This is a genomic window from Rhizobium sp. NLR22b, from assembly GCF_019685295.1.
Lineage (GTDB): Bacteria > Pseudomonadota > Alphaproteobacteria > Rhizobiales > Rhizobiaceae > Rhizobium.
In genome coordinates, this window is the sequence record NZ_JABDWM010000002.1 from 354179 (window position 1) to 379545 (window position 25367).

The window sequence follows — 25367 nt, forward strand, 5'->3', positions numbered from 1 at the left end:
CCTCAGAAGGTTTGCCCGGCGATCGCGACCAAGTGCTCGACGACTGGGCCGAGGGCCAAAGCCGGGAAGAAGGTCAGGCCGCCGACGATCAGGATCGTGCCGATCAGCAGGCCGACAAAGAGCGGACCGTCGGTCGGGAAGGTGCCTGCCGAGGCTGGAACCGTCTTCTTGGCGATCAGCGAGCCGGCAATGGCGAGCGCCGGGATGATGACCAGGAAGCGGCCGGCCAGCATGCCGATGCCGAGCGTCACGTTGTACCAGGGCGTATTGCCCGTCAGGCCGCCGAAGGCCGAGCCGTTATTGGCCGCAGCCGAGGTATAGGCATAGAGGATCTCGGAGAAACCGTGCGGGCCGGCCGTGCCGACGGAGGCGACGGCGATCGGCAGAACCGAGGCGATTGCGGTGAAGACCAGCATGGCGAGCGGCAGGCAGAGGATGGCGAGAACGGCCATCTTCATTTCCTTCGCCTCGATCTTCTTGCCGAGGTATTCCGGCGTGCGGCCGACCATCAGGCCGGCGACGAAGACGGCGACGATGATGAAGAGCAGGATGCCGTAGAAACCGGCGCCGACACCGCCGACGATGATTTCGCCGAGCTGCATGTTGATCAGCGGAATGAGGCCGCCGAGTGCGGTGAAGCTGCCATGCATCGCGTTGACCGCGCCGCAGGAGGCGGCGGTGGTGATGACGGCGAAGAGCGAGGACAAGGCGACGCCGAACCGGACTTCCTTGCCCTCCATATTGCCGCCGACGAGGCCAAAGGCATGCATCAGCGGATTGCCGGCCGCTTCCGCCCAATAGGTGACGCCGACGCCGGCGATGAACAGCACGCCCATCGCGGCCAGAATCGCCCAGCCCTGGCGCTGGTTGCCGACCATGCGGCCGAAGACGTTGGTGAGACCCGCACCGATCGCGAAGATCGAAACCATCTGGATCAGGTTGGAGATCGCATCGGGATTTTCGAACGGATGGGCGGAATTGGCATTGAAGAAGCCGCCGCCATTGGTGCCGAGCATCTTGATCGCGAGCTGCGAGGCGACGGGGCCGACCGCAATCGTCTGCTGCGCGCCTTCGAGCGTCGTCGCATTGACATAGGGTCCGAGTGTCTGGGGCACGCCGAGATAGACATAGACGAGCGTCAGCACGATGCAGGTGGGCAGCAGGATATAAAGCGTGCCGCGGATTATATCGACCCAGAAATTGCCGATCGCCTTGCCGGACGCCCGTGCGAAGGCCCGGATGAAAGCGACCGCGATCGCCATGCCGGTCGCAGCGGACAGATAGTTCTGCACCGTGAAGCCGGCCATCTGGGCCAGATACGACATGGTGCTTTCACCGCCGTAATTCTGCCAGTTCGTATTTGTGGTAAAGCTGACGGCGGTGTTGAAGGAAAGTTCCGGCGGGACGGCAGCCATGCCAGCCGGATTGTAGGGCAGAACGCCTTGCAGGCGCATCAGCGCGTAGAGCAAGAGGACGCCGAGCAAGTTGAACAGCAGCATTGCAAAGGCATAGGAGGTCCAATGCTGCTCCTCGCGTTCGCTGGTGCCGGCAACGCGGTAAAGCCCCCGTTCGATCGGAACGAGGACGGGTGACAGGAATGTGCGCTCGCCGTTGTAGACTCGGGTCATGTAACCGCCGAGCGGTTTGACGAGCGCGAGGACGATCCCGCAATAGAGCAGGATCTGAAGCCATCCGTTGAGGGTCATGGGGCTAAAACTTTCAATACCCGGCTGGTTCCCGGTCGCGCAGGCGCGGCCCCGGAAGCGTCGGTTTTCAGAAGCGTTCTGGGCGTAAGAGAGCGTAGGTGAGGTAAACGGTGAGAAACACGGTTACGGCGCCGCTCAGGATATAATCGAGGGTCATCGTCGTTTCTCCTTAGAGGCTGTCGCAGGCTCCGACATAGGCAAAGCACAGCGCGAAAAATAAGATCGCGGTGCCGAGCAGAATGATATCCATCATAATCGTGACTCCTGCTGTTCTTGTTGGAGTCAGACAAGACAAAGGGCGGCCGTTGGAGACTGCCTTTCATACTTTCTGGCGTGGAGATGATCCTTGAATCTCTCGGGCACCAATATGGATCCGGAGCGCATAAAGGTTCGAGACGGCCGAAACGGCATCAATATAAAAATCTTATAAATGCTTTCAGGCGGCTGCAGCGGAAACGAGAGCAGGGCGCGATCTTGAAATTCAAGGATCGACCCGGAACTGGTAATGGCCTTCGGCGCTGCGGCCGTCCATCGAGAGGACGCGCCAGTCGAGGGTATAGAGGCCGGGCGCCATGGAGGGATCAAGCGGGATCTTGAAAATGGATCCTTCGGGACCGGAGAGGAACGGCTTGCCCAGGGGAAGCGTCCTGCCTTGGGCATCGAGCAAGGTGGCGGTCGAGCGGGCCAGATCGACGGGACCGCTGAAGGTAAGCTCGACATTGGCCGGCACGAGCTCTTCTTCCTGCTGCTGCGAGGGCAGAGACGCTTGTTCCAGCGCCGCGGCCGCCTGGTTGGCGGCGAAGAGCAGCGATGCGAACAGGCAGAATGACACGACCGACTTCATGATGGCCTTCCTATATTGCCGTTCCAATGGCGCCGGGAGCCGTCATGCTTCCGCCGCGCCATGCGGGCTGCATGCTAGTAACGCTGTCGGGGGCGATTTCGATCCCGCGTCCGTAGAATGACGCGCATTGGCAGCCCTGGGTTGTCCCTCTGAAGGGCGGCGTTCCAATCGGCCACCAATCTGCGCCAGAATTTTCGGAGCCGTCTGAAGATCCTCGAGGAAAGCCAGTTTCCGCCGACATTGTCGTTATCATGCTTCATCTCTTTTGCCGCCTCCCACTGTGTCATGGCTGATGATGAAGTAACTGTACTCTCCGGTGCTCTCTTCCGGAATCATACGGAGGTTTATCAGCGGTTATCTTTCGGGCTACGCATATGAGCATTTCGTCACGCGATGAGCAAAAGCTTACGTTGGCGGTTGAATTGAAGCGACTTGCGGTCTTATAGTCGGCTCAACGGCACCCTCTGAATCGCCGGGCCATAGGGAAGGAAACCGAGAATGACCAAAGTCCGTGCGCTGGTGCTGGAGCGCCAGCATGAGCTTGCGTTGCGCGACATCGATCTGCCGCTGGAGACAGGGCCGGGGCAGGTGAAGATCAAGATTCATACCGTCGGCGTCTGCGGTTCGGACGTTCATTATTACACCCACGGCAAGATCGGCCCCTTCGTCGTCAACGCGCCGATGGTGCTCGGCCATGAGGCGGCCGGCACGGTGGTCGAGGTGGGGGCCGGTGTCACACATCTGCAAGTCGGCGACCGTGTCTGCATGGAGCCGGGCATCCCCGATCCGAACTCCAAGGCGAGCCGGCTCGGCATGTACAATATTGATCCTGCCGTCAGCTTCTGGGCGACGCCGCCGATCCATGGCGTGCTGACGCCCGAAGTGGTGCATCCGGCCAATTATACTTTCAAGCTGCCCGACAATGTCAGCTTCGCCGAAGGCGCCATGGTCGAGCCCTTCGCGGTTGGCATGCAGGCGGCAGCCAAGGCGACGATCGCGCCCGGCGATACCGCTATCGTTCTCGGCGCCGGGCCGATCGGCACGATGGTCGCGATCGCCGCCCTTGCCGGCGGCTGCGCCCGCGCGATCGTCGCCGATCTCGCCCAGCCGAAGCTCGACATCGCCGCGCAATATCAGGGCGTCGTCCCGGTCAATATCCGCGAGAAGAACCTGATCGAAGAGGTCGGCCGGCTGACCGAAGGCTGGGGTGCGGATGTTGTCTTCGAATGCTCCGGGTCACCCAAGGCCTGGGAGACGATCATGGCGCTGCCGCGCCCGGGCGGTGTCGTCGTCGCCGTCGGCCTGCCGGTCAATCCGGTCGGCTTCGACGTCTCGACGGCCACCACCAAGGAGATCCGCATCGAAACGGTGTTCCGCTATGCCCACCAGTATGAGCGTTCGATCGCACTCTTGGCATCAGGCCGCGTCGATCTGAAGCCACTGATATCGGAGACGTTCAAGTTCGAAGATTCGATCAAGGCCTTCGATCGCGCGGTCGAAGCGCGGCCGAGCGACGTGAAGCTGCAGATCGTTATGGAATAGGCGCCGCAGCGCTCTTACGGATGGCTGCCGCTTGATTTCATCCTGCGAAAGAGTAGAGCCGCCACTGCCACGACAGCGGCGGCTGCGATGGCGATCAGCAGGTGCCGGTGAAGGGGCAGGCGGCCGAGTGTCTGCTGGATGCCGTGGCCGAACAGATAGCCGAGCGCTGTGAAAAGCTGCCCCCACACTAACGCGGCTACCGCATTCAGGACGATGAATTTGCCGGTCGAGATCCGGGTCGTGCCGATGACGATCGGGCTGATGGTGCGCAATCCGACGAGAAAACGGAACGCCAGGATGAAGCCGGTCTGATATTTCTCCAGAAGCCCGGTTGCGCGAGCGAGCGCGGGTCTTTCCATCAGCCGGCGCACGACGCTCCATTGCGCGGCATAACGGCCGGCGAAGAACCAGAGTTGGTCACCGGCGAAAGAGCCCGCGGTGGCCGCCAGCGACGCCGACCAATAGGTGAGCAGTTCGCGATGGGCAATCACGCCGCCGAGGAAGGCGGCCGTCTCGCCTTCGAAGGCTGCACCCAGGAAAATCGCCAGCAGGCCGTAGTTTTCGATCAGCGCTTCGATAGGCATGCGCGCCTCCAGCTCTTCCCGAGGTCAGGTCACGGCTAAACCGGCTTCAAATCCCCAAGCAGCGTCGGAATCAGCTCCGACACCGTCGGGTGGATCGGCACCGACCATTTCAGCGCGGGATAGGTGGTTCCCGCATTCATTGCATCGATCAAGCCATGGATCACTTCGTCGCCTTCGATGCCGAGGATCGCCGCGCCGAGGATCTCTTTGGTGTCGGCATCGGCAATCACCTTCATGAAGCCCTTGGTCTCGCCGCGTTCATTGGCCCGGCCGACGCGGCTCATCGGCCGGGTCGAGACCATGATCCTGCGGCCGGAGGCACGCGCCTGCTTCTCCGTCATGCCGACGCGACCGAGCGGCGGGTCGATGTAGAGCGCATAGGCCGGGATGCGGCTCGAGACCCTGCGGTCGTCGCCGTCGAGCAGGTTGGCGGCGGCGATTTCGAAATCATTGTAGGAAGTATGGGTGAAGGCGCCGCGGCCATTGCAGTCGCCGAGCGCAAAGATGCCCTCGACATTGGTGGCAAGCTTGTCGTCGACGGTGATATAGCCGCGCTTGTCCGTCGCCACGCCGGCGGCCTCGAGGCCGAGGTCGTCGGTATTCGGTTTGCGGCCGGTGGCGATCAGCACATGGCTCGCATCGATCTTCGCCGCGCCGACGGCAACGCCAATTCCGCTGCCATTTCGCGCGAAAGCGATGTTGCCGGCGTCGGTGTGGACTGTGATGCCTTCGGAGCGCAGTATATCGGCGATCGCGTCCGATATATCTTCGTCCTCGCGCGAAGCGAGCTTCGGGCCGTGCTCGATGACACTGACTTCGGCGCCGAAGCGGCGATACATCTGGGCGAATTCCAGCCCGATATAGCTGCCGCCGATCACCGCCAGATGCCGCGGCAGCGTGTCGAGATGAATGATCGAGGTGCTGGTGAGGTAGTCGATGTCATCGATGCCGGGCAGCTCGGGGATGACAGGTCGCGCGCCGACATTGAGGAAGATGCGCGGCGCCGTCAGGGTCTCGCCGTTGACGCGGACGGTCTTCGCATCCTCGAAGCGGGCATGACCGTAGATCACGCTCATGCCATCCATGCTGTCAAACCAGCCGATCAGGCCGTTGCGGGCGTTCATCGTCACCGTTTCCGCCCGGGCTCTCACCACTTTCATGTCGATAGCGATTTCCCCGGGGATATTGACGCCGTAGGCGGCGCCGCTTCTTGCGACATGGGCGGCGCGGGCGCTGGCGACGAGAGTCTTCGTTGGCATGCAGCCGGCATTGACGCAGGTGCCGCCGAGGAACTTGCGCTCGACGAGCGCTACCTTCATGCCCTTTTCGACTATGCGGGCGGCGAGGAACGGGCCGGCCTGGCCAGCGCCGATAACGATGGCGTCGAAGCTTTTCATGACACGGCTCCCACGATCAACACGGCAGCGACAACGGCAACGGCATCCTCGATGAGGGCGGCCGGCGGATCCTTGCCGAAGGCGGCGGCAAGCCTGGCGCGCAGCGCGGCGCCGCCATAGGTGCCGATGACGGCGCCGATCACGCCGGCGATCAGCCCGCCGAAAAGCAGGCTACTGGCTGCGCCGATCGTGGCGCCGGCAAGTGCTCCAGTGACGATGCGGGCGCCGAACTGCATCGGCACCTTGCGCGACGGCGTCGATGGCAGCTGGTCGGTGACGAGTTCAACGACGGCGAGAACGGTGAAAATCCACGGCGTCCACCGGTAGCCCATGAAGGCAAGCGGCGTCTGCGATACGTCGAACCAGCCGAGCGCCGCACCCCAGGCGACGGCAGCGGGCGCAGTCATGGCGCGAAGGCCCGAGATAACACCGATCAGCAATGCAAGAAGCAGAAACATGCGTGATCCCCTCATTGCCGGCCTTATGCCGCAGCCAGGGAAGGTCTCACATTGTCAGGCGCGTGGCAATTCGCCAGGTCTGGCCGGGCTCTGCAACTCAATTTGCAAAGGCGGCGATGCCGGTGATCGCCCGGCCGATGATCAACGCATGGATGTCGTGCGTGCCCTCATAGGTGTTGACCACTTCGAGGTTGACGAGATGGCGGGCGATGCCGAATTCGTCGGAGATGCCGTTGCCGCCGAGCATGTCGCGGGCCGCGCGCGCCATATCAAGCGCCTTGCCGCAACTGTTGCGCTTGAGGATCGAGGTCAGCTCCACCGGCGGATGGCCTTCCTCCTTCATTCGGCCGAGCCGCAGGCAGCCCTGAAGGCCGAGCGCGATCTCCGCCGCCATGTCGGCGAGCTTCTTCTGGATCAGCTGGTTGGCGGCGAGCGGCCGGCCGAACTGCTTGCGCTCCAGCGTATATTGCCGTGCCCTGGCATAACAATCCTCGGCGGCACCAAGTGCGCCCCAGGCAATGCCGAAGCGGGCCGAGTTGAGGCAGGTGAACGGTCCCTTGAGACCGGTGACGCCGGGCAGAAGATTTTCTTCCGGCACGAAGACCCCGTCCATCACCACTTCGCCAGTGATCGAGGCGCGCAAGCCCACTTTGCCGTGGATGGCGGGGGCCGAAAGCCCCTTCCAACCCTTTTCGAGTATGAAGCCGCGGATGAGGCCATCCTCGGTCTTTGCCCAGACGACGAAGACATCGGCGATCGGTGCATTCGAGATCCAGGTCTTCGAGCCGGTCAGGCTATAGCCGCCGTCGACCTTCCTGGCGCGTGTCGCCATCGAGCCTGGGTCGGAGCCATGGTCGGGCTCGGTCAGGCCGAAGCAGCCAATCCATTCGCCGGTCGCAAGTTTGGGCAGGTATTTCAGCTTCTGCGCCTCGGACCCGAAGGTTTCGATCGGCACCATGACAAGCGAGGACTGCACGCTCATCATCGAGCGATAGCCGCTGTCGACCCGTTCGACCTCGCGGGCAATCAGGCCGTAGGAGACGTAACCGAGGCCGGCGCCGCCATAGTCGGGGGATATCGTCGGGCCGAGCAGGCCGAGTTCGCCCATTTCTCGGAAGATGGCGGGATCGGTCTTTTCATTGCGAAAGGCGTCGAGAACACGGGGAGCGAGCTTTTGCTGCGCATAGGCATGGGCGGAATCCTGCACCATGCGCTCCTCGTTGGTCAGCTGCTCCACCAGGCGGAATGGGTCGGACCAGTCGAAAACTTCGCGCGTATGCTGCATGGCAGCGTCTCCTCATTCAGCCTTGCCTCGCTCAAGGTCGCATAGACCCGCCAGCCGAGCGCGTCAACAACAAGGCGTCCCTATCGAAAAGACAGGGGCGGCCATCTTTTCAAACGCGACGCCATGATCCACTTTGCCCGCGGTCGATTCTGGAATGAGGAGGCGGAAATGTCGTCAAGCGATCTGTTCGTATCGGGCGAGGGGGCCGATTGGATCAATCCGGAGCCTGGCGTCACCAGGCGCGTCATGACCTATCTGCCCGAGATGATGATGGTAGAAGTGGCGTTCGAAAGCGGCGCCGTGGGTGCTGCCCATTCGCATCCGCACATCCAGGCAAGCTATGTCGCCGAAGGCAGCTTCGAGGTGACGATCGATGGCCGCACCGAAGTGCTGCGGCAGGGCGGCAGCTTCATCGTGCCGCCCAATCTCGTCCATGGCGTCAAGGCACTGGAAAAGGGCCGGCTGATCGATACCTTCACGCCGCACCGGGCCGAGTTTCTCAAGTAATCAGCTTTCGGATTCCGACCGGCGCGCGGAACTGGCGGCGGCGATATAGGGCGGCACGAAGCGCGCATCTTCGCCGCGCACGGCCTCGCGCAGAAAGTCGATGACCGCCCGCACACGCGGCGCCTGTTTCAGATCGCGATGGCAGGTAATCCAGTAATGGCGCTTGAGGTCGATCTCCTCGGGCAGCACGCGCACGAGCTCGGGATAACGGCTGGCGAAGAAATAGGGCAGGATGCAGAGGCCGAGGCCGTTTCGGGTGGCGGTGAGCTGCGCGAAAATGCTGGAGCTCTGGAACTGCGGTTTGATGCGCGGATGCACATCGCTGAGATAATCCAGCCCCGGCGCGAAAATCATTTCCTCGATATAGCTGACGAAAGGATGCTGAAGCAGATCTTCGCGGCAGGTGATGGCAGGCGCCTTTGCCAGATAGTCGCGCGAGCCGTAGATCTGCAAGTGATAATCGGTCAGCTTTTCAGCGTAATAAGGCCCGCCTTTCGGCTCGTCGAGCACAACTGAAAGATCGGCCTCCTTGCGCGACAGCGACATGATCTGCTGGATGGTCACCAGCTCGAGCGAAAGATGCGGATGCTGGGCTGCAAAGCGCGGCAACACGGTGGCGAAGAAGAAATTGGCAAAACCCTCAGGCGCGCTGAGGCGCACGAGGCCGCGCTGCGCCATCGAGCCATCGGCAAGGTCGGTGCGCAGCCGCTCGGTCTCCTGCTCCATCCGCTCGGCCGTCTCGATGAAACGCGTGCCCATGGCGGTCAACACGTAGCCACGCGGATTGCGTTCGAAGAGCTTGACCTTGAGGGCAAATTCCAGCCGGTCGATACGCCGAGAAACGGTGGCGTGGCTGGAGCGCAACTGCCGGGCCGCCGTCGAGAGCTGTCCGGTACGGGCGACGGCTAGAAAAAACTGCAGATCGTCCCAGGTAAACTGCGGTGAGTTCGTCATCGCCATTCCCTCCGTTCAACAACCAGCAACGAATAGCATGATCTTTAAAGATTGATACAATTCATTGTTTTGTTTGAGTTTTGTTTCCAATCTATCGGCAATCGGAGGCTGCGTGTTCGGCGAAAGCCCTGGAGCTCGATGAGGCCGGGGAGGCGCCGGCGATAAATCCGTTGATGCTTCGGCGGCGGCGCTTTCAGTCTCTCTGAGTAATGCTACACGGCCGCGTTTGAAATTTTGAGGGAATATTGATGAAGAAATTGGCTCGCCTGCTGCTGACGGTCGCTCTCGCATTCGTTGTTGTTATCGGTTTTCGTTGGTATCGCTACGTCTCCAACACTGAAAGTCCCTATGACGAAGTCGGCATCACGCTCAACTCGGCTATGCCAAGCCCGATCAATGCCTGGGGCTGTGCCAAGCTGAAAGAAACCTTTAGCGGCGTCTTGCCTCCCTATGGCTGCGGTGCCGACAACGGGACGCAGTGGAAGTAACAGCAGCCTGAACGTGCCGAAATGCGCCTGTGGGATGAACGGACAAAGTAGGATTGTTCATTCGGCTGATGGCACATGCCTGCACAACTGCAGAAACTGCCCTAGTTCTAGCGCTGAGCGCTGATTCCTGGCGCTCCCTGAGGTTGGGATGGAAATTGTGCAGCTTTCTGTCTGTGCAAAAATGAACAGATACTGTTTGGAATTAGTTGTAAACCACCCGTTGCTTCAGGCGAGAATTTCCATGATCGTAGGACGAGGGGCGGTCGTTCTGAGGAGTGCGACCGGCCAAATCTGAACAGACCCGCAATCTGGCTCATCTCTGGGAGGAGAAAATATGCGTAAGAATCTCATTGCATCAGTTGCATTTCTGCTTGCGAGCAGCACTGCCGTGCTCGCGCAGAGCGCGACCGACGGCAAGGTCAAGATCGGCATCCTGAACGACCAGTCGGGCGTTTATGCCGACTTCGGCGGCAAGTCTTCCGTCGAGGCCGCCAAGATGGCCGTCGAGGATTTCGGCGGCAAGGTGCTGGATGTGCCGGTCGAGATCGTCGATGCCGATCACCAGAACAAGCCGGATATCGCCTCAAACATTGCCCGGCAATGGTACGACACCGAGCAGGTGGATGCGATCATGGAACTGACGACCTCCTCGGTGGCGCTTGCCGTGCAGGCGATCGGCAAGGAAAAGAAGAAGATCGACATCGTCACCGGTGCGGCGACGACGGATCTCACCGGCAAGGCCTGCTCGCCCTACGGCTTCCATTGGGCCTACGACACCCACGCGCTCGCTGTCGGCACCGGCGGCGCCCTCGTCAAGCAGGGCGGCGACAGCTGGTTCTTCCTGACCGCCGACTATGCTTTCGGTTATTCGCTGGAGCAGCAGACCAGCGAATATGTCAAGGCAAGCGGCGGCACCGTCGTCGGCGCCGTCCGCCATCCGCTATCAACCCAGGACTTCTCCTCCTTCCTGCTACAGGCGCAATCGTCCGGCGCCAAGGTGATCGGCCTCGCCAACGCCGGCCTCGATACCTCGAACGCCATCAAGCAGGCGGCCGAATTCGGCATCACCCAGGGCGGCCAGCATCTGGCGGCGCTGCTCTTCACGCTCGCCGAAGTCCATGGTCTCGGTCTCGAGGCAGCGCAGGGCCTGACGCTGACGGAGGGCTACTATTGGAACCGCGACGACGAAAGCCGCGCCTTCGCCAAGAAGTTCTTCGACCGCACCGGCAAGATGCCGAACATGATCCATACCGGCACCTATTCGGCGGTGACGCAATATCTGAAGGCGGTGCAGAAAGCCGGCACCGACGAGACGGAAGCCGTCGCCAAGCAGTTGCATGAAATGCCTGTCGACGACGTCTTCGGCCGCGGCGGCACGGTCGGCCCCAACGGCCGCATGATCCACGACATGTATCTGCTGCAGGTCAAGAAACCTTCCGAAAGCAAGGAGCCGTGGGATTACTTCAACGTTCTCGCCACCATTCCCGGCAAGGACGCCTATATCGATCCCGCCAAGAGCGGCTGCGATCTGGTGAAGTAGGCACGATGGCGGTTTCCGCGAGTGAAACTCAGGTAAAGCCGCGGGTGGTATTGTCCGCCCGCGGCCTGCGCCGCGATTTCGGCGGCTTCACGGCCGTCAAGAATGTCGATCTCGACGTGCATGACGCCAGCGTGCATGCGTTGATTGGCCCCAACGGCGCCGGCAAGACGACGGTCTTCAACCTGCTGACGAAGTTCCTGCAGCCGACGGCTGGCACGATCACGCTGATGGGCACCGACATCACCGGGACCCCGCCCGACAGGGTGGCGCGCATGGGGCTGGTGCGCTCCTTCCAGATATCGGCGGTCTTTCCGCACTTAAGCGTGCTCGACAATGTGCGCGTGGCGCTGCAGCGGCCGAACCATCTGTCGACGCAATTCTGGCGGCCGCTCTCGGCGCTCGAGCGGCTGAACGAACGCGCCGAGCAACTGCTTGCGAGCGTCGGCCTTTCCAAGGAGCGCGACCATTTCGCCGCCGATCTTTCCTATGGCCGCAAGCGCGTGCTGGAGATCGCCACGACGCTGGCGCTCGACCCGAAAGTGTTGCTGCTCGACGAGCCGATGGCCGGTATGGGGCATGAGGATGTCGGCGTCGTCTCCGCGATCATCCGTGACGTCGCCCGCGACCGGGCGGTGCTGATGGTCGAGCACAACCTCTCCGTCGTCGCCAATATCTGCCAGCACGTCACCGTGCTGCAGCGCGGCGAGATCCTTGCCGAGGGCGACTATGCCACCGTCAGCCAGGATGAGCGCGTCCGCGAGGCCTACATGGGCACGGAGGAGCACTGATGACCGCTCTCCTCGAGGTCCAGGGCCTCAACGCCTGGTACGGCGAAAGCCACATATTGCACGGCGTCGACATGCATGTCGGCGAGGGCGAGACGATCACCATTCTCGGCCGCAACGGCGTCGGCAAGACGACGACGCTGCGCACCATCACCGGCATCGTGCGCGCTCGCAAGGGCAGGATCAGCTTTGCCGGCAGCGACATGATGCATGTGCCGCTGCACAAGACGGCGCACCGGGGCATCGGATTCGTGCCGGAGGAGCGCGGCATCTTTTCGACGCTCACCGTCTCGGAAAACCTGCTGCTGCCGCCTGTCGTGGCGGCGGGCGGCATGACGCTCGACGAGATCTACGAACTCTTTCCCAATCTCTACGAGCGCCGCGGCAGCCCGGGTACCAAACTTTCAGGCGGCGAGCAGCAGATGCTGGCGATCGCCCGGGTTCTGCGCACCGGTGTGCGGCTGCTCATTCTCGACGAACCGACGGAAGGGCTTGCTCCGGTCATCGTCCAGCGCATCGGCGAGGTACTGAAGAAGCTCAAGGAGCGCGGCATGACGATCCTGCTCGTCGAACAGAATTTCCGCTTCGCCAGCCGTATTGCCGATCGCTTCTATCTGATGGATCATGGGCAGATGGTGTCGGAATTCCCGGTCGGCGAACTGCCGCAGCGCATGGATACGCTGCACAAGGTTCTGGGAGTGTGACCAGATGACGATGATCTTCGGCATTCCCCTGCAGGCGCTGCTCGGCCAGCTCTTGATCGGCCTGATCAACGGTTCGTTCTATGCGCTGCTCAGCCTCGGCCTCGCCATCATTTTCGGCCTGCTCCGGGTGATCAACTTCGCCCATGGCGCCCAATATATGCTCGGCGCTTTTGTCGCCTATCTGCTGCTCACCTATGCCGGCATCGGCTACTGGCCGTCGCTGATCCTGGCGCCTGTTATCGTCGGGCTTGCCGGTGCCGTCATCGAGCGGCTGTTCCTGCGCCGGCTCTACGATCTCGATCCACTCTACGGCCTGCTCTTTACCTTCGGCCTGGCGCTCGCCGTCGAAGGCACCTTCCGCTATCTCTACGGTTCTTCCGGCCAGCCCTATGCGACGCCGGCAGCGCTTGCCGGCGGGGCCAATCTCGGCTTCATGTTCCTGCCGATCTATCGCGGCTGGGTGGTCGTCGTCTCGCTCGTCGTCTGCCTCGGCACATGGCTGCTGATCGAGAAGACCAAGCTCGGGGCCTATCTCAGGGCTGCGACCGAAAACGCCGTGCTGGTCCAGGTCTTCGGCGTCAACGTGCCGGTACTGCTGACGCTGACCTACGCGCTCGGCGCCGGCCTTGCCGCCTTTGCCGGTGTGCTGGCGGCGCCGATCTACCAGGTCTCGCCGCTGATGGGCTCGAACATGATCATCGTCGTCTTCGCCGTGGTCGTCGTCGGCGGCATGGGATCGATCATGGGTGCGATCATCACCGGTTATGTGCTCGGCATCGCCGAGGGCCTGACCAAGGTCTTCTATCCCGAGGCTTCCAACATCGTGATCTTCGTCATCATGGCGATCGTGCTTCTCATCAGGCCCGCGGGCCTCTTCGGCCGGGATGCCTGACATGACTGACATCACCGAAACCATCCGAACGGAAAAAAGTCGAACCGCTCTATCGGTGCAGGCGGGCTTCCTGCTTGTCGGACTGCTGCTTCTGCTGCTCGCGCCGTTCTTCTTCTATCCGATCTTCCTGATGAAGCTGCTCTGCTTCGCGCTGTTTGCCTGTGCCTTCAACCTGCTGCTCGGCTATACCGGTCTGCTTTCCTTCGGCCATGCCACCTTCTTCGGCGGTGCCGCCTATTTCACCGCCTATACGGTGAAGGCATGGGGCCTGCCGCCGGAACTCGGCATCCTGATCGGCGTGGCGGGGGCGGCCTTTCTCGGCTTGGTCATGGGTTTCTTCGCGATCCGCCGCCAGGGCATCTATTTCGCGATGATCACGCTGGCGCTGTCGCAGATGTTCTTCTTCTTCTGCCTGCAGGCCAAGTTTACCGAAGGCGAGGATGGCATCCAGTCGGTGCCGCGTGGCCACCTCTTCGGCTTCATCGATCTGAACAACTCGACCAACATGTATTATTTCGTGCTGGCCGTCTTCCTCGTCGGCATCCTGATCATCTGGCGTTTCATCAATTCGCCTTTCGGCATGATCCTGAAATCGATCCGCGAAAACGAGCAAAGGGCGATCTCGCTCGGTTATTCCGTGACGCGCTACAAGCTCGGCGCCTTCGTCATGTCGGCAGCGCTTGCGGGGCTGGCCGGCGCGGTCAAATCGATCGTCTTCCAGTTCGCGACGCTCACCGACGTCGCCTGGCAGATGTCGGGCGAGGTGATCCTGATGACGCTGCTCGGCGGCATCGGCACGCTGATCGGCCCGCTTTTCGGCGCGGGGTTGGTGGTGGCGCTGGAAAACTACCTCGCGACCTCGGAATTTCCGGTGACGATCATCACCGGCGTCGTCTTCATGGTCTGCGTGCTGATCTTCCGCCGCGGCATCATCGGCGAATTCTATGCCTCGCGGCTCGGGCGGAAGCTGGGCTTCGTCTATCGCCGCTAACGGGCGGCCGTCTCCCTCATTCGCAGCGTGGGCAGAGGCGGGCGGCCAAGCATCTGGATTTTCGTGCAGGGCGCACATGGATCGTTACGACTACATAATCATCGGGGCAGGTAGTGCCGGCTGCGTACTCGCCAATCGTCTATCCGCCGACGGCAGGAGCCGCGTGCTGCTATTGGAAGCCGGCGGCAGCGACAACTACCACTGGATCCATATCCCAGTCGGCTATCTCTATTGCATCAACAATCCGCGTACCGACTGGTGCTTCACCACGGCGCCGGAAGCGGGGCTGAACGGCCGGGCGCTGAGCTATCCCCGCGGCAAGGTACTCGGCGGCTGCTCCTCGATCAACGGCATGATCTATATGCGCGGTCAGGCGCGCGATTACGACCTCTGGCGGCAGATGGGCTGCAGCGGCTGGGGCTGGGACGATGTTCTGCCCTTCTTCCGCAAGTCCGAGGATTTTTATCGCGGCGAAGACGAGATGCATGGGGTCGGCGGCGAATGGCGCATCGAGAAGGCGCGGGTGCGCTGGGCCGTGCTTGACGCCTTCCAGCAGGCGGCGAGAGAAGCCGGCATCCCCGAGACGGAAGATTTCAACCGCGGCAGCAATGAAGGTTCCGGCTATTTCGACGTCAACCAGCGCTCGGGCATACGCTGGAACACGTCGAAAGCCTTCCTGCGCCCGGCGCGCAAGCGCTCCAACCTGACGGTGCTTACCAAGGCGCAGGTGCGGCGCCTGCTGGTGGAGGAGGGGGCCGTCGCCGGGGTCGAATTCCAGCACCAGGGCGTGGCGAAGCGCGCCTATGCGGGCAAGGAAACCATCCTTTCGGCCGGTTCGATCGGCTCGCCGCATATTCTGGAACTCTCCGGAATCGGCAGGGGCGAGGTGCTGCAGCGGGTGGGCATCGATGTCGTCACCGAGATCAAGAGTGTCGGCGAGAACCTGCAGGATCATCTGCAGCTGCGTCTGGCCTATAAGGTGACCGGCGTTCCGACGCTGAACGAAAAGGCGACGAAGCTGATCGGCAAGGCGGCGATCGGGCTCGAATATCTCGTCCGCCGCTCCGGGCCGATGGCGATGGCGCCGAGCCAGCTCGGCATCTTCACCCGCTCGGGGCCGGACCGGGAGACGCCCGACCTGCAATATCACGTGCAGCCGGTCTCGCTCGAAAAATTCGGCGACCCCGTCCATCCTTTCCCGGCGATCACCGCGAGCGTCTGCAATCTGAGGCCGGAAAGCCGCGGTTCGGTGCACCTGTCGAGCCCGGATTTTGCCGCACAGCCGACGATCAGCCCGAAATACCTCTCGACGCAGCGCGATCGTGACATAGCTGTCCGTTCGATACGGTTGACACGCAGGATCGTCGCGCAGCCATCCTTCGCGAGGTTCCGGCCGGAAGAGTTCAAGCCGGGGCCGAGCTATCAGACCGAGGCCGATCTGGAGCGGGCGGCCGGCGATATCGGCACGACGATCTTTCATCCCGTCGGCACCTGCCGTATGGGCGCCGACAGGGAGAGCGTCGTCGATCCCAGGCTGAAACTCAGGGCGCTCGGCAAGCTCAGGATCGCCGACGCCTCGGTGATGCCGTCGATCACCTCGGGCAACACCAATTCGCCGACGATCATGATCGCCGAAAAGGCGGCGGCGATGATCCTCGAAGACAATCGATAGGAGAAGACCATGGCAAGGATCGCATTCATCGGGCTCGGCAACATGGGCGGGCCGATGGCGGCCAATCTCGTCAAATTGGGTCACGAGGTTCTCGGCTTCGATCTCGCCGCCTCCGTGCTGAAGGCGGCCGAGGCGAGCGGCGTCAAACCGGCGAGCCATGCCAGCCAGGCAGTCAAGGACGCGGAGATCGTCATCACGATGCTGCCGCAGGGCCGGCATGTGCTGACGGCGTGGACCGATATCCTGCAGACTACCGCGCAGGGAACACTTGTCATCGATTGCTCGACCATCGATGTCGAGAGCAGCCGCAAGGCGCATGAGATGGCCAACGCAGCAGGCTGCCTGTCGCTTGATGCACCCGTCTCGGGTGGCACGGGCGGCGCGAGCGCGGGAACGCTGACCTTCATGGCCGGCGGCTCCCCGGAAGCCTTCGCCCGGGCGAAGCCGATCCTCGAAGCCATGGGCAAGAAGATCGTCCATTGCGGCGAGGCGGGCGCTGGTCAGGCGGCGAAGATCTGCAACAACATGATCCTCGGCATCTCGATGGTCGGCGTCTGCGAAGCCTTCGTGCTGGCCGAGAAACTCGGCCTCTCGCATCAGGCGCTGTTCGACGTCGCCTCGACCTCATCAGGCCAGTGCTGGTCGATCAACACCTATTGCCCGGTTCCCGGGCCGGTGCCGACCTCGCCTGCCAACAATGGTTACAAGCCAGGTTTTGCCGCAGCCTTGATGCTGAAGGATCTCAAGCTCTCGCAGGAGGCGGCGCTCGCGAGCGGCGCTTCAACGCCGATGGGCGCGGAGGCCGCGCAACTTTATGCGCTCTTCGAAAAGCAGGGCAATGGCGGCAGGGATTTTTCCGCCATCATCGAGATGTTCCGCGAGAAGGTGTAGGCGACGGCCTACAAGAGATAGCTGACCGGTTCCCTTCGAACCGGGTGCGGGAAGACGCCCATGCCGACGCCGAAAATCGAGTGCAGCGTGTCGGCCTGCATGATCTCGGCGGGCGTGCCTTCGGCCGTGATCCGGCCGCTGCTGAGCGCGACGATCGCGTCGCAGTAGCGGGCGGCGAGGTTGATATCGTGCAGCACGATGACGACGGTCAGCCCGCGTTCGTGGCTGAGATCCTGTACCAGGGAGAGAACGCTCGCCTGATGGGCGAGGTCAAGCGCCGATGTCGGTTCGTCGAGTAGCAGGCAGCTGGCATCCTGGACGAGCATCATGGCGATCCAGGCGCGCTGGCGCTCGCCGCCGGACATGTTGGCAACGAGGCGATCGGCAAAATCCTCAAGACCGGTGCGGGCGATCGCCTCCTCGACCTTGCTGCGGTCCGTTGCGGTGAAGCGCCCGAGCGTACCGTGCCAGGGAAAACGGCCGAGCGCCACCAGTTCGCGCACGGTCATCCCGTCGGCCGCCGGGGTGAATTGCGGCATATAACCGACGTGCCGGGCAAACTCGCGGGCACCCCAGTCAGCCGCCGGCTTGTCGTCGAAGGCGATGGCGCCGGATTGCGGCGCGATCTGGCGGGCGAGGATCTTCAAAAGCGTGCTCTTGCCGGACCCGTTCGGCCCCACCAGACCGTAGATGCGGCCCTTTTCGAGGGTCAGGTCGACGCCCGAGAGGATCGACTTCGGCCCGATGGCATAGGTAATTCCGGACAGGGCAAGGAAGGACGAAGGCATGGTCTGCTCCAGGTTCGGCACTGCAGGTTCGGGAGGCAAGCCCTCCCTTCACACCCGGTTCCTGCAAAACTAAACTATGATTGTCAACTTACCTTTTTCCGCTGAGCAAGAAAGCGGGAGCGCGGGCATTGTCGAGGCCGCAGGCAGAAATGACGTCAATCAGGTCTTCGACACCGAAAAACTCAGCCTGGCGTCGCCGAAGAGGATGTCGATCTCGCCGGGTTCAGACAGTTCGATGGCGCCGCTCAACGTGCCCGTCGTGATCAGCGCGCCTGCCTTCAGCGATGTTTCCGGACGCAAGTCGTCATTGGCGTAGTCGACCAGCCAGGTGAGAACGTCGCCCTTCGGATGCTGGGCCGGACCGTCATAGATGGTGCGGCCGGCATGGGTGACCTTGAGCGGCGTGCCGCCGGCGGTATCGACAAGGCTGTTGTCGAGCTTCGGACCGAGCACATAGCCGCTGTTGCCGAGGCGGTCGGCGGCAAAGAGCAGGAAGGAAACGCTGCCGCTTTCCCTGACCGCGCTGAGCAGCAGTTCGGCGCCGAGATGGACAGTGGAGATCGCCTTGACCACTTCGGCGCGGCTGTACGGCTTACCCGTGCGGATCGGCAGGTCATTGCCGAGGCGAACAGCAATTTCGGTTTCGAATTTCAAGCCGGGATACCAGGGGATATCAGCACCGAAGACCGATTCGGCATAGGGATGCAGCGGACCGCTGACGGCCTGGCCTTGCGGCGAGACCGTCACCTTCCATGCATTGCTGGAAATGCCATCGGCCGCGGCGAGGAAATGCTGGGCTTCCATCGCCTGATGGAGGTCAGCTGGCGGCAGAAAGGCGCTGGTCGCCTCCTGTATGCCGGCTTGGCGCAGACTGTAAAGCCTGGCTGCGAGGGCGCGCGGATCGAATGCTTCTGTCATGCTGTCTCCTCGACCTGATTTTGGAGGTGCCACACTACTAACCGCAAGCCGGCGAGGAACAAGGGGCGCGCCTGGGAAAAGCTGCTATTTCATCGCCGCGAACCAGCGATCGCGATAGGCCTTGAGCCTGGGGATATCGGTCGGCGGAACATGTGTCTGCGCCCCGGAGACCGGCCGGATGCCGGTCAGAAGGGCGGCCCCCTGGCTGGTGCCGGTCGAGCCGGGAAGGGCGATGACATCGCGGCCGGTGAGGGCGGCGAGCAGCTTGAGATAGGTTCCGTTCAGGGCAAAAGGCCCTTCGACGATGACAGGGCCCTTGGCGCTGATCAGTCCGAGACATGCATCGGTCATCAGCGCGAGATAGAGGCAGCTGGCGGCAAAACGCTCCTCGCGGCTCGCGTCTTCGGCGCCGATCCAGCGGCTTGCCTTGCCCGGAAACGGTCCCGAACCGGGGGCGATATTGGCCAGCAGCATGATGCCCTTGTCGATGACGGCGCCGATCGCTGCCTGCGCGGCCTTTTCGTCGACAGGGCCGATTTCGGCCGAAAGGATATCGAATTCCCGCCCGCCCATGAAACGCGAGGAGGGAACGGCGCGGCCATAGGCGTCGACATTGGCAAGCGCATCGCGTTTCGGATCGAGGTGGTCGAGATCGCCGCCGACGCCGAAACTGATGACCCAGGTGCCTGTCGAGACGACGGCGAAAGGGGCTTGCCGATGGACGAGGTGCGGCAGCAGCGAGGCGTTGGAATCGTGGATGCCGCAATAGACGGGCACGGAGATGCCGATATCGTCGGCAATATCAGGCAGGACAGGGCCGAGCGCATCGAAGGCGGAGCGGATCGGCGCCATCAGACCGCGGATGCCGAGCCTGTCGACGAGCGAGGAATAGCTTGATGTTTTCGGGTTCCAGAGGTCGGTGTGACAGCCGAGCGAAGTCAGCTCATTGGTGGCGACGCCGGTCAGCCGCGCCGCCCAATATTGCGCGTAGGTTACGATGGTCGCGACCTGGGCGAATTCCTCGGGAAAGGCGGTCTTCTGGTAGTGCAGCTGCGCGCCGACATTGAGGCCCATTGCTAGGCGCGGCGAGAAGGTTTCCTCGAAGGAAGGACGCAGCCGCGTATAGGCATCCCGGATGTCCTCCGGATATTCATGCTCGTAGTCGATCACGGGCATGGCGAGAGCACCGTCCCGGTCGAGCAGCGCGGCTGCGGCGCCATGGGTGGTGATCGAAATGGCATCGAAGCCGGGGTCCCGCGCCAGGCCTTTCAGTGCGTCGAGGGCGAAGGACCAGAGCGCCTCGATATCATAATGCGGGTAGAGGCCGGTCTTGATCATGATGTTCGGCCGTTTCAGGACGGCGATCTCGGCGCCTGTCCCACTGTCGAGCACGACGACCTTGGCATTGGTCTTGCCGATATCGAGGACGGCGATGCGGCGATAGGAACTGGTGGTCATGGCATGTGGAAGAGGGTGACGAGGTCGCTTTGAACAGGCGAATTATCCGGATTGGTCGCCATGATATCGGCCATATGAGCCCACCATTTTTTCATGACCGGATGGTCCGGCAGGCTCGTCATCGTGTGGTCCTTCGACCGCGTCAGCACGCCGAACAGCGTGTTGGTCTCGCGGTCGAGATGGATCGAATAGTCGCTGGCGCCCGACTGGTGCAGCAGATCGACCAGCTCCGGCCAGATCTCGTCATGCCGCTTGCGGTATTCGGTTTCCATGCCGGGATTGAGCTGCATCTTGAAGGCGTGTTTTTCCAGGGTCATCGGGAGCTCATGAGCTTGATGCGGCGGGCGATAATCGGAATCGCGATGGTGATGATGAGGAGAAGGCCGATGAAGATCGACATGACGATGCCGGGCACGTTCAACAGGCCGAGGCCGAAGGTGACGAGGCCCATGACGAAGGCGGCGATCACGACGCCGCCGATCGTGCCCGAGCCGCCGAGGATTGAGATACCGCCGAGCACGACCATGGTGACGACCTCGAGTTCCCAGCCTTGGGCGATCGACGGCCGGGTCGAGCCGAGCCGCGAAGTCAGGCAGACGGCGGCAACACCGCTCATGACGCCGGTCAGCAGGAAGAGAATGAATTTGACGCGCTCGACCGGGATGCCGGAGAAGCGGGCGGCGAAATCATTGTTGCCGATCGCATAGACCTGCCGGCCGAAATTCGTCGCATGCAGCAGGATGGCAAAGAGGATCGCCAGCACGAAGAACAGCACGAATTCGAAGGAGAACACCCAGAACACGTAGCCCTGGCCGAAATAGGCGAAATCGGAAGGGTACTTGCCGTAGGCCTGGTCGCCGAGCACGATATAGGAAATGCCGCGGAACAGGCTCATCGTGCCGATGGTGACAACAATCGACGGCAGTTTCAGCACCGAAACGAGCACGCCGTTGAAGATGCCGCAGGCAAGGCCGGTGCCGATGCCGATCGCGACCAGGCCCGGCGTGCCGACGCCGAGTTGCGCCGCCGCCCCCATCGCCGTCGAGGCGAGGGCGATGATCGCGGCGACCGAGAGGTCGATTTCGCCCGAGATGACGAGCAGCGCCATGGCGAAGGCGATCATCGCCTTTTCGGTGAAGTTGAAAGTGGCGTCCGAGAGGTTCCAGGCATCGAGGAAATAGGGTGAGGCCACGGAATTGAAGATGAAGATCAGGATGGCGACGCCGAAGAGCAGCACTTCCCAACTCGACATGATGCGTTTGAACGGCGTGCCGAGCCGATCGGGAATGATCCGTTTTTCGGGCGTTGGAGAAACGGTGCTCATGCTGCGACCTCCGCTGCTGCGCGGTCACGCAGGATGATGCGGCCTCGATTGCGCTCGCGCCTTGCGTTGAAGACGACGGCGAGAATGATAACGGTGCCGGAGATCGCCATCTGCGTGAAGGGCGAAATGCCGATGACCGGCAGGGCGTTCTTGATGACGCCGAGGAACAGCGCGCCGAGCACGGTGCCGGCGACCGAGCCGACGCCGCCGGCAATCGAGATGCCGCCGATGACGCAGGCCGCAACGCTGTCGAGCTCGAAGCCGTTGGCGATATCGACATAGGCGACCGCATAACGCGAAACCCATAAATAGCTGGAAAGGCCGGCGAGCGCGCCCGAGAGCACGAAGGCGAGGAATTTCGTGCGGCCGGTATCGATGCCGGCATAGACGGCAGCTGTCGGATTGCCGCCGGTCGCATAGGCCGAGCGGCCGAACGGGCTGTAGCGCAGCAGCATGTACATCAGCGCGACGATGATGATCGCAACCCAGCTCAGCACCGGCAGGCCGAGGATCGGCGTGCGGGGAACGGCGAGGAAGGTCGGCGTCATCTGGTGGGCGTTCACCCAGGCGCCGCCGGAGAGCACGAAGGCCATGCCGCGATAGATGGTGAGCGTGCCGAGGGTCACGACGATCGGCGGGATTTCCAGGCGCCAGACGAGGAAGCCGTTGATGGTGCCGAGGGCAGCGCCGATCACGACCGCGGCGAGGATCAGCACGATCAGCGGCAGGCCGGGAAAGGCGGCGTTCATCATCGCGATCGCCATGCCGGTAAAGGCAAGGTTGGCGGCCACCGAGAGATCGATCGATTTCGTCAGGATAACAGTCATCTGGGCAAGGCCAAGAATGATGAGGATCGCTGTGTCGTTGAAGATGCCGGCGAGATTATCCGGTGTGGCGAAATCGGCCGCCCGCGTCGAGAAGATGCCAATCATCAGCACGATGATGGCAAAGAGCAGGGTTTCGCGTTTTCTGATCAGTTTGGCCATGCCCGTCACCTCATGCGTTTCCGGTCGCCGCGCGCACCAGCGCCTCCGGCGAAAGCTGATCGCGCTCGAAGAGCCCGGCCGACAGGCCTTCCTTCATCACCAGAACGCGGTCCGACATGCCGATGATCTCGGGCAGCTCGGAAGAGATCATGATGATCGAGAGGCCCTCTGCGGCAAGCTCGCTGATGAAGCCGTGGACGGCGGCTTTCGAGCCGATGTCGATGCCCTTTGTAGGCTCATCGAGGATGATGACCTTGGGCATGGTGGCGAGCCACTTGCCGATGACGACCTTCTGCTGGTTGCCGCCCGACAGCGTGCCGACCGGCACGGAGAGGGCGGCGGCGCGCAGATCCAGCCGCTCGGCATATTTTCGGGCGAGCGCGAATTCTTCCGCCGCCTGCAGGAAGCCCTTGCGCGAGGTGCGCGTCAGCGACGGCAGCGTCATGTTCTGGTAGATCGGCATCGGCAGCGCCAGGCCGTGGCGGCCGCGCTCTTCCGGCACATAGACGATGCCGGCCTTGATGGCGTCATGCGGCGAGCTGATCGAAATTTCCCGGCCTTCCAGCGTCAACCTGCCGGAGAGCGGCCTGGTGATGCCGAAGAGCGATTGCGCGAGTTCCGATCGTCCGGCGCCGATCAGGCCGTAAATGCCGAGAATCTCACCCTTGCGCAGGGTCAGCGAAATATCGCGGAATTCGGTGCGGTGGCTGTATTTTTCCACGTCGAGCACCGGGCCGCCGATCGCGACATCGATCTTCGGAAAGACGTTTTCGACGTCACGGCCGACCATCATGCGGACGATTTCGTCCTGCGGTGTTTCCTTGAGCTTACCCCGGCCGACAGCGCGGCCGTCGCGGAAGACGACGAAATCGTCGGCGATCTCGTAAAGCTCGTCGAACTTGTGGCTGATGAAGAGGATCGCCTTGTCCTGTTCCTTCAGGCCCTTGATGATGCGGAAGAGATCGTCGATCTCCTTGCGGGAAAGGGCGGCCGTCGGCTCGTCCATGATGACGATGCGGGCCTCGATCGACAGAGCGCGGGCAATCGCCACCAGGTGGCGTTGCGCGATCGAGAGGTCCTTCAGCCGGATCGTCGGATCGATATTGCTTTCAAGCGCCGTCAGCAGCGTCTTCGAGCGGCTGTTCATCATCTGCCAGTCGATGGTGCGGAAGCGCGTGCGCGGCGCATGACCGAGGAAGATGTTTTCGGCAACCGTCAGCTCGTCGAACAGCACGGTTTCCTGGTGGATGGCGGTGACGCCGGCATCGATCGCCGCCTGGGCGCTCGCGAAGGTCACTGTCCGGCCGTCAACCAGGATCTCGCCTTCGTTCGGCCTGTAGATGCCGGTCAGGATCTTGACGAGTGTCGACTTGCCGGCGCCGTTTTCGCCGATCAGCGCCGTGACCGTGCCGGGGTGAAGCGCGATGCTGACATTGTCGAGCGCTTTCACGCCGGGAAAGATCTGGGAGATGCCGCGCATTTCCAGAATGGCGGGGGCATTGCCGGTTTTGCTGTCCGTGACGGATTGTTGAAAGGCGGCGTTCATCGGCTTTCTACCAGTGTCGAATGAGAAATCCCGGCGGCTAACAGGCCGCCGGGCTTTTATAGAGCTGCTTCGGATCAGAAGACCTTGGAGAACTGGTCGATGTTCGAGGCATTGTAGACGAAGGGATCGGCCATGGCGGCTTCGCCGTTGTCGCCGACCTTGATCTTGCCCATGCGGCCAGCATTGATTTCGCTGCCCGGCTTGCCGTCGGTCTCGCCCTTGACGAGGCGGTAGGCGATCTGGGTGGCGGAGTAGCCGAGGTCGATCGGGTTCCAGATGGCGAATTCCTTTGTCGCGCCAGACTTGATCGCGCCGGCCATTTCGGACGGCAGGCCGAGGCCGGTGACGTAGACCTTACCGACAAGGCCCTTGTCTTCGACAACCTTGGAAGCGGCGAGAACGCCGACCGTTGTCGGGGCGACGATGACCTTGACGTTCGGGTTGGACTTCAGCAAGCCTTCGGCTTCACGATAGGACTTGTCCGAGAGGTCGTCGCCGTAAACCGTGGTGACGAGGTTGAGGCCCGGGAAATCCTTGAGCTGCTTCTTCATCTGGTCGATCCAGATGTTCTGGTTGGTCGAGGTGGTCGTTGCCGACAGGATGGCGAAGTCACCCTTGCCGCCTTCGAGATGATCCTTGGCGAGCGTCAGGCACATCTTGCCGATCAGCTCGTTGGAGGAGGGGTTGAGCTGCAGGATACGGCCTTCCGGTGCGACGCCGGAATCCCACGAGATGACCTTGATGCCGCGCTGGGTTGCCTTCTTCAGCGCCGGAACAAGCGCGTCGGGATCGTTGGCCGAAACGGCGATGGCATCGACGCCTTGAGCGATCAGCGAGTTGATCACTTCGATCTGGCCTTCGGCCGTCGTCGATGTCGGACCGGTGTAGATCACTTCCACGCCGCCGAGTTCCTTGGCGGCTTCCTGGGCACCCTTGTTGGCGGCGTCGAAGAAACCGTTGCCGAGCGACTTCACGACGAGGCCGATCTTGATGTCCTTGGCGCTGGCAGTGCCGGCCATCATGGCGATGGCGAGCGCTGCGCCGAGCGCCAGTGTCTTTGCGAATTTCATGTCACTTTCCTCCCATTAAGATTTAGACTTCCACACC

General features: G+C 62.3%; 26 protein-coding genes. 10 read left to right on the top strand and 16 right to left on the bottom strand.

The window, feature by feature from the left end; all coding sequences use genetic code 11:
- Positions 1-2: 2 nt before the first annotated feature.
- The 3 genes from kdpA to HJC00_RS05365 all read right to left on the bottom strand — a co-directional run bounded on the left by kdpA (position 3) and on the right by HJC00_RS05365 (position 2550).
- Positions 3-1706 (bottom strand): potassium-transporting ATPase subunit KdpA, encoded by a 1704-nt coding sequence (gene kdpA, locus HJC00_RS05355; protein ID WP_221163728.1) that lies wholly within the window; start codon positions 1704-1706, stop codon positions 3-5.
- A 67-nt stretch (positions 1707-1773) separates the two neighbouring features.
- Entirely contained in the window at positions 1774-1863 is a 90-nt protein-coding gene (locus tag HJC00_RS05360; protein WP_003594574.1) for a K(+)-transporting ATPase subunit F, read from the bottom strand.
- Between the two features lie 324 nt (positions 1864-2187).
- On the bottom strand, positions 2188-2550 hold the full coding sequence (locus HJC00_RS05365; RefSeq protein ID WP_210632292.1) for a copper resistance protein CopC: 363 nt from the start codon (positions 2548-2550) through the stop codon (positions 2188-2190).
- 498 nt (positions 2551-3048) lie between these two features.
- Here HJC00_RS05365 and HJC00_RS05370 point away from each other — a divergent pair, with 498 nt between their 5' ends.
- A complete protein-coding gene (locus tag HJC00_RS05370) occupies positions 3049-4092 on the top strand; it encodes an NAD(P)-dependent alcohol dehydrogenase (RefSeq protein WP_210632293.1) in 1044 nt (347 codons plus the stop codon).
- 14 nt (positions 4093-4106) lie between these two features.
- On the opposite strand, the gene HJC00_RS05375 is transcribed toward HJC00_RS05370, so the two are convergent.
- The 4 genes from HJC00_RS05375 to HJC00_RS05390 all read right to left on the bottom strand — a co-directional run bounded on the left by HJC00_RS05375 (position 4107) and on the right by HJC00_RS05390 (position 7816).
- Positions 4107-4676, bottom strand: a complete 570-nt coding sequence (locus HJC00_RS05375) for a DedA family protein (RefSeq protein ID WP_221102528.1) — start codon at positions 4674-4676, stop codon at positions 4107-4109.
- A 35-nt stretch (positions 4677-4711) separates the two neighbouring features.
- Positions 4712-6073, bottom strand: a complete 1362-nt coding sequence (locus HJC00_RS05380) for an FAD-containing oxidoreductase (protein ID WP_210632294.1) — start codon at positions 6071-6073, stop codon at positions 4712-4714.
- On the bottom strand, positions 6070-6531 hold the full coding sequence (locus HJC00_RS05385) for a DUF4126 family protein (protein WP_210632295.1): 462 nt from the start codon (positions 6529-6531) through the stop codon (positions 6070-6072). The genes HJC00_RS05380 and HJC00_RS05385 overlap by 4 nt, the downstream gene beginning before the upstream one ends.
- A gap of 97 nt (positions 6532-6628) precedes the next feature.
- Positions 6629-7816: an acyl-CoA dehydrogenase gene (locus HJC00_RS05390; protein WP_210632296.1), complete on the bottom strand. Its 1188-nt coding sequence runs from the start codon at positions 7814-7816 to the stop codon at positions 6629-6631.
- A gap of 168 nt (positions 7817-7984) precedes the next feature.
- Here HJC00_RS05390 and HJC00_RS05395 point away from each other — a divergent pair, with 168 nt between their 5' ends.
- Positions 7985-8323, top strand: a complete 339-nt coding sequence (locus tag HJC00_RS05395) for a cupin domain-containing protein (protein WP_210632297.1) — start codon at positions 7985-7987, stop codon at positions 8321-8323.
- Here HJC00_RS05395 and HJC00_RS05400 read toward each other — a convergent pair whose 3' ends face one another.
- Entirely contained in the window at positions 8324-9277 is a 954-nt protein-coding gene (locus tag HJC00_RS05400; protein ID WP_210632298.1) for a LysR family transcriptional regulator, read from the bottom strand. It abuts the gene before it with no gap.
- A gap of 248 nt (positions 9278-9525) precedes the next feature.
- On the opposite strand from HJC00_RS05400, the gene HJC00_RS05405 reads away from it, so the two are divergent.
- From HJC00_RS05405 to mmsB, 8 genes are all read left to right on the top strand, one after another.
- Positions 9526-9765 carry a hypothetical protein gene (locus HJC00_RS05405; RefSeq protein ID WP_210632299.1) on the top strand — a complete coding sequence of 80 codons (240 nt, stop codon included), beginning with the start codon at positions 9526-9528 and terminating at the stop codon, positions 9763-9765.
- Between the two features lie 334 nt (positions 9766-10099).
- Positions 10100-11305, top strand: a complete 1206-nt coding sequence (locus tag HJC00_RS05410; RefSeq protein ID WP_221145042.1) for an ABC transporter substrate-binding protein — start codon at positions 10100-10102, stop codon at positions 11303-11305.
- A gap of 5 nt (positions 11306-11310) precedes the next feature.
- Positions 11311-12093, top strand: coding sequence for an ABC transporter ATP-binding protein (locus HJC00_RS05415; protein ID WP_210632301.1), 783 nt, complete (start codon positions 11311-11313; stop codon positions 12091-12093).
- On the top strand, positions 12093-12794 hold the full coding sequence (locus HJC00_RS05420; protein ID WP_221124025.1) for an ABC transporter ATP-binding protein: 702 nt from the start codon (positions 12093-12095) through the stop codon (positions 12792-12794). The genes HJC00_RS05415 and HJC00_RS05420 overlap by 1 nt, the downstream gene beginning before the upstream one ends.
- Positions 12795-12798: 4 nt before the next feature.
- The gene (locus tag HJC00_RS05425; protein ID WP_085739908.1) at positions 12799-13686 is read left to right on the top strand and encodes a branched-chain amino acid ABC transporter permease; all 888 of its coding nucleotides are present in this window, start codon (positions 12799-12801) and stop codon (positions 13684-13686) included.
- Position 13687: 1 nt separating this feature from the next.
- The gene (locus HJC00_RS05430) at positions 13688-14677 is read left to right on the top strand and encodes a branched-chain amino acid ABC transporter permease (protein WP_210632303.1); all 990 of its coding nucleotides are present in this window, start codon (positions 13688-13690) and stop codon (positions 14675-14677) included.
- A gap of 76 nt (positions 14678-14753) precedes the next feature.
- Positions 14754-16349, top strand: a complete 1596-nt coding sequence (locus tag HJC00_RS05435) for a GMC family oxidoreductase (protein ID WP_221124026.1) — start codon at positions 14754-14756, stop codon at positions 16347-16349.
- 9 nt (positions 16350-16358) lie between these two features.
- A complete protein-coding gene (mmsB, locus tag HJC00_RS05440) occupies positions 16359-17240 on the top strand; it encodes a 3-hydroxyisobutyrate dehydrogenase (RefSeq protein ID WP_221163729.1) in 882 nt (293 codons plus the stop codon).
- Between the two features lie 8 nt (positions 17241-17248).
- On the opposite strand, the gene HJC00_RS05445 is transcribed toward mmsB, so the two are convergent.
- The 8 genes from HJC00_RS05445 to rhaS all read right to left on the bottom strand — a co-directional run bounded on the left by HJC00_RS05445 (position 17249) and on the right by rhaS (position 25330).
- Positions 17249-18028 carry an ABC transporter ATP-binding protein gene (locus tag HJC00_RS05445; protein ID WP_221163730.1) on the bottom strand — a complete coding sequence of 260 codons (780 nt, stop codon included), beginning with the start codon at positions 18026-18028 and terminating at the stop codon, positions 17249-17251.
- 159 nt (positions 18029-18187) lie between these two features.
- Complete coding sequence (locus tag HJC00_RS05450; RefSeq protein ID WP_221145046.1) at positions 18188-18946, bottom strand: fumarylacetoacetate hydrolase family protein; 759 nt, start codon at positions 18944-18946, stop codon at positions 18188-18190.
- An 84-nt stretch (positions 18947-19030) separates the two neighbouring features.
- The gene (locus HJC00_RS05455) at positions 19031-20404 is read right to left on the bottom strand and encodes an FGGY-family carbohydrate kinase (protein WP_221145048.1); all 1374 of its coding nucleotides are present in this window, start codon (positions 20402-20404) and stop codon (positions 19031-19033) included.
- Positions 20401-20721, bottom strand: coding sequence for an L-rhamnose mutarotase (rhaM, locus tag HJC00_RS05460; RefSeq protein ID WP_210632309.1), 321 nt, complete (start codon positions 20719-20721; stop codon positions 20401-20403). The genes HJC00_RS05455 and rhaM overlap by 4 nt, the downstream gene beginning before the upstream one ends.
- Positions 20718-21728, bottom strand: a complete 1011-nt coding sequence (locus HJC00_RS05465) for an ABC transporter permease (RefSeq protein ID WP_210632310.1) — start codon at positions 21726-21728, stop codon at positions 20718-20720. The genes rhaM and HJC00_RS05465 overlap by 4 nt, the downstream gene beginning before the upstream one ends.
- Positions 21725-22714, bottom strand: coding sequence for an ABC transporter permease (locus HJC00_RS05470; RefSeq protein ID WP_210632311.1), 990 nt, complete (start codon positions 22712-22714; stop codon positions 21725-21727). Before HJC00_RS05470 ends, HJC00_RS05465 begins: the two co-directional genes overlap by 4 nt.
- 10 nt (positions 22715-22724) lie before the next feature.
- Entirely contained in the window at positions 22725-24260 is a 1536-nt protein-coding gene (locus HJC00_RS05475; RefSeq protein ID WP_221163731.1) for a sugar ABC transporter ATP-binding protein, read from the bottom strand.
- 74 nt (positions 24261-24334) lie between these two features.
- Positions 24335-25330, bottom strand: a complete 996-nt coding sequence (gene rhaS, locus HJC00_RS05480) for a rhamnose ABC transporter substrate-binding protein (protein WP_064808509.1) — start codon at positions 25328-25330, stop codon at positions 24335-24337.
- Between the last annotated feature and the right edge of the window lie 37 nt (positions 25331-25367).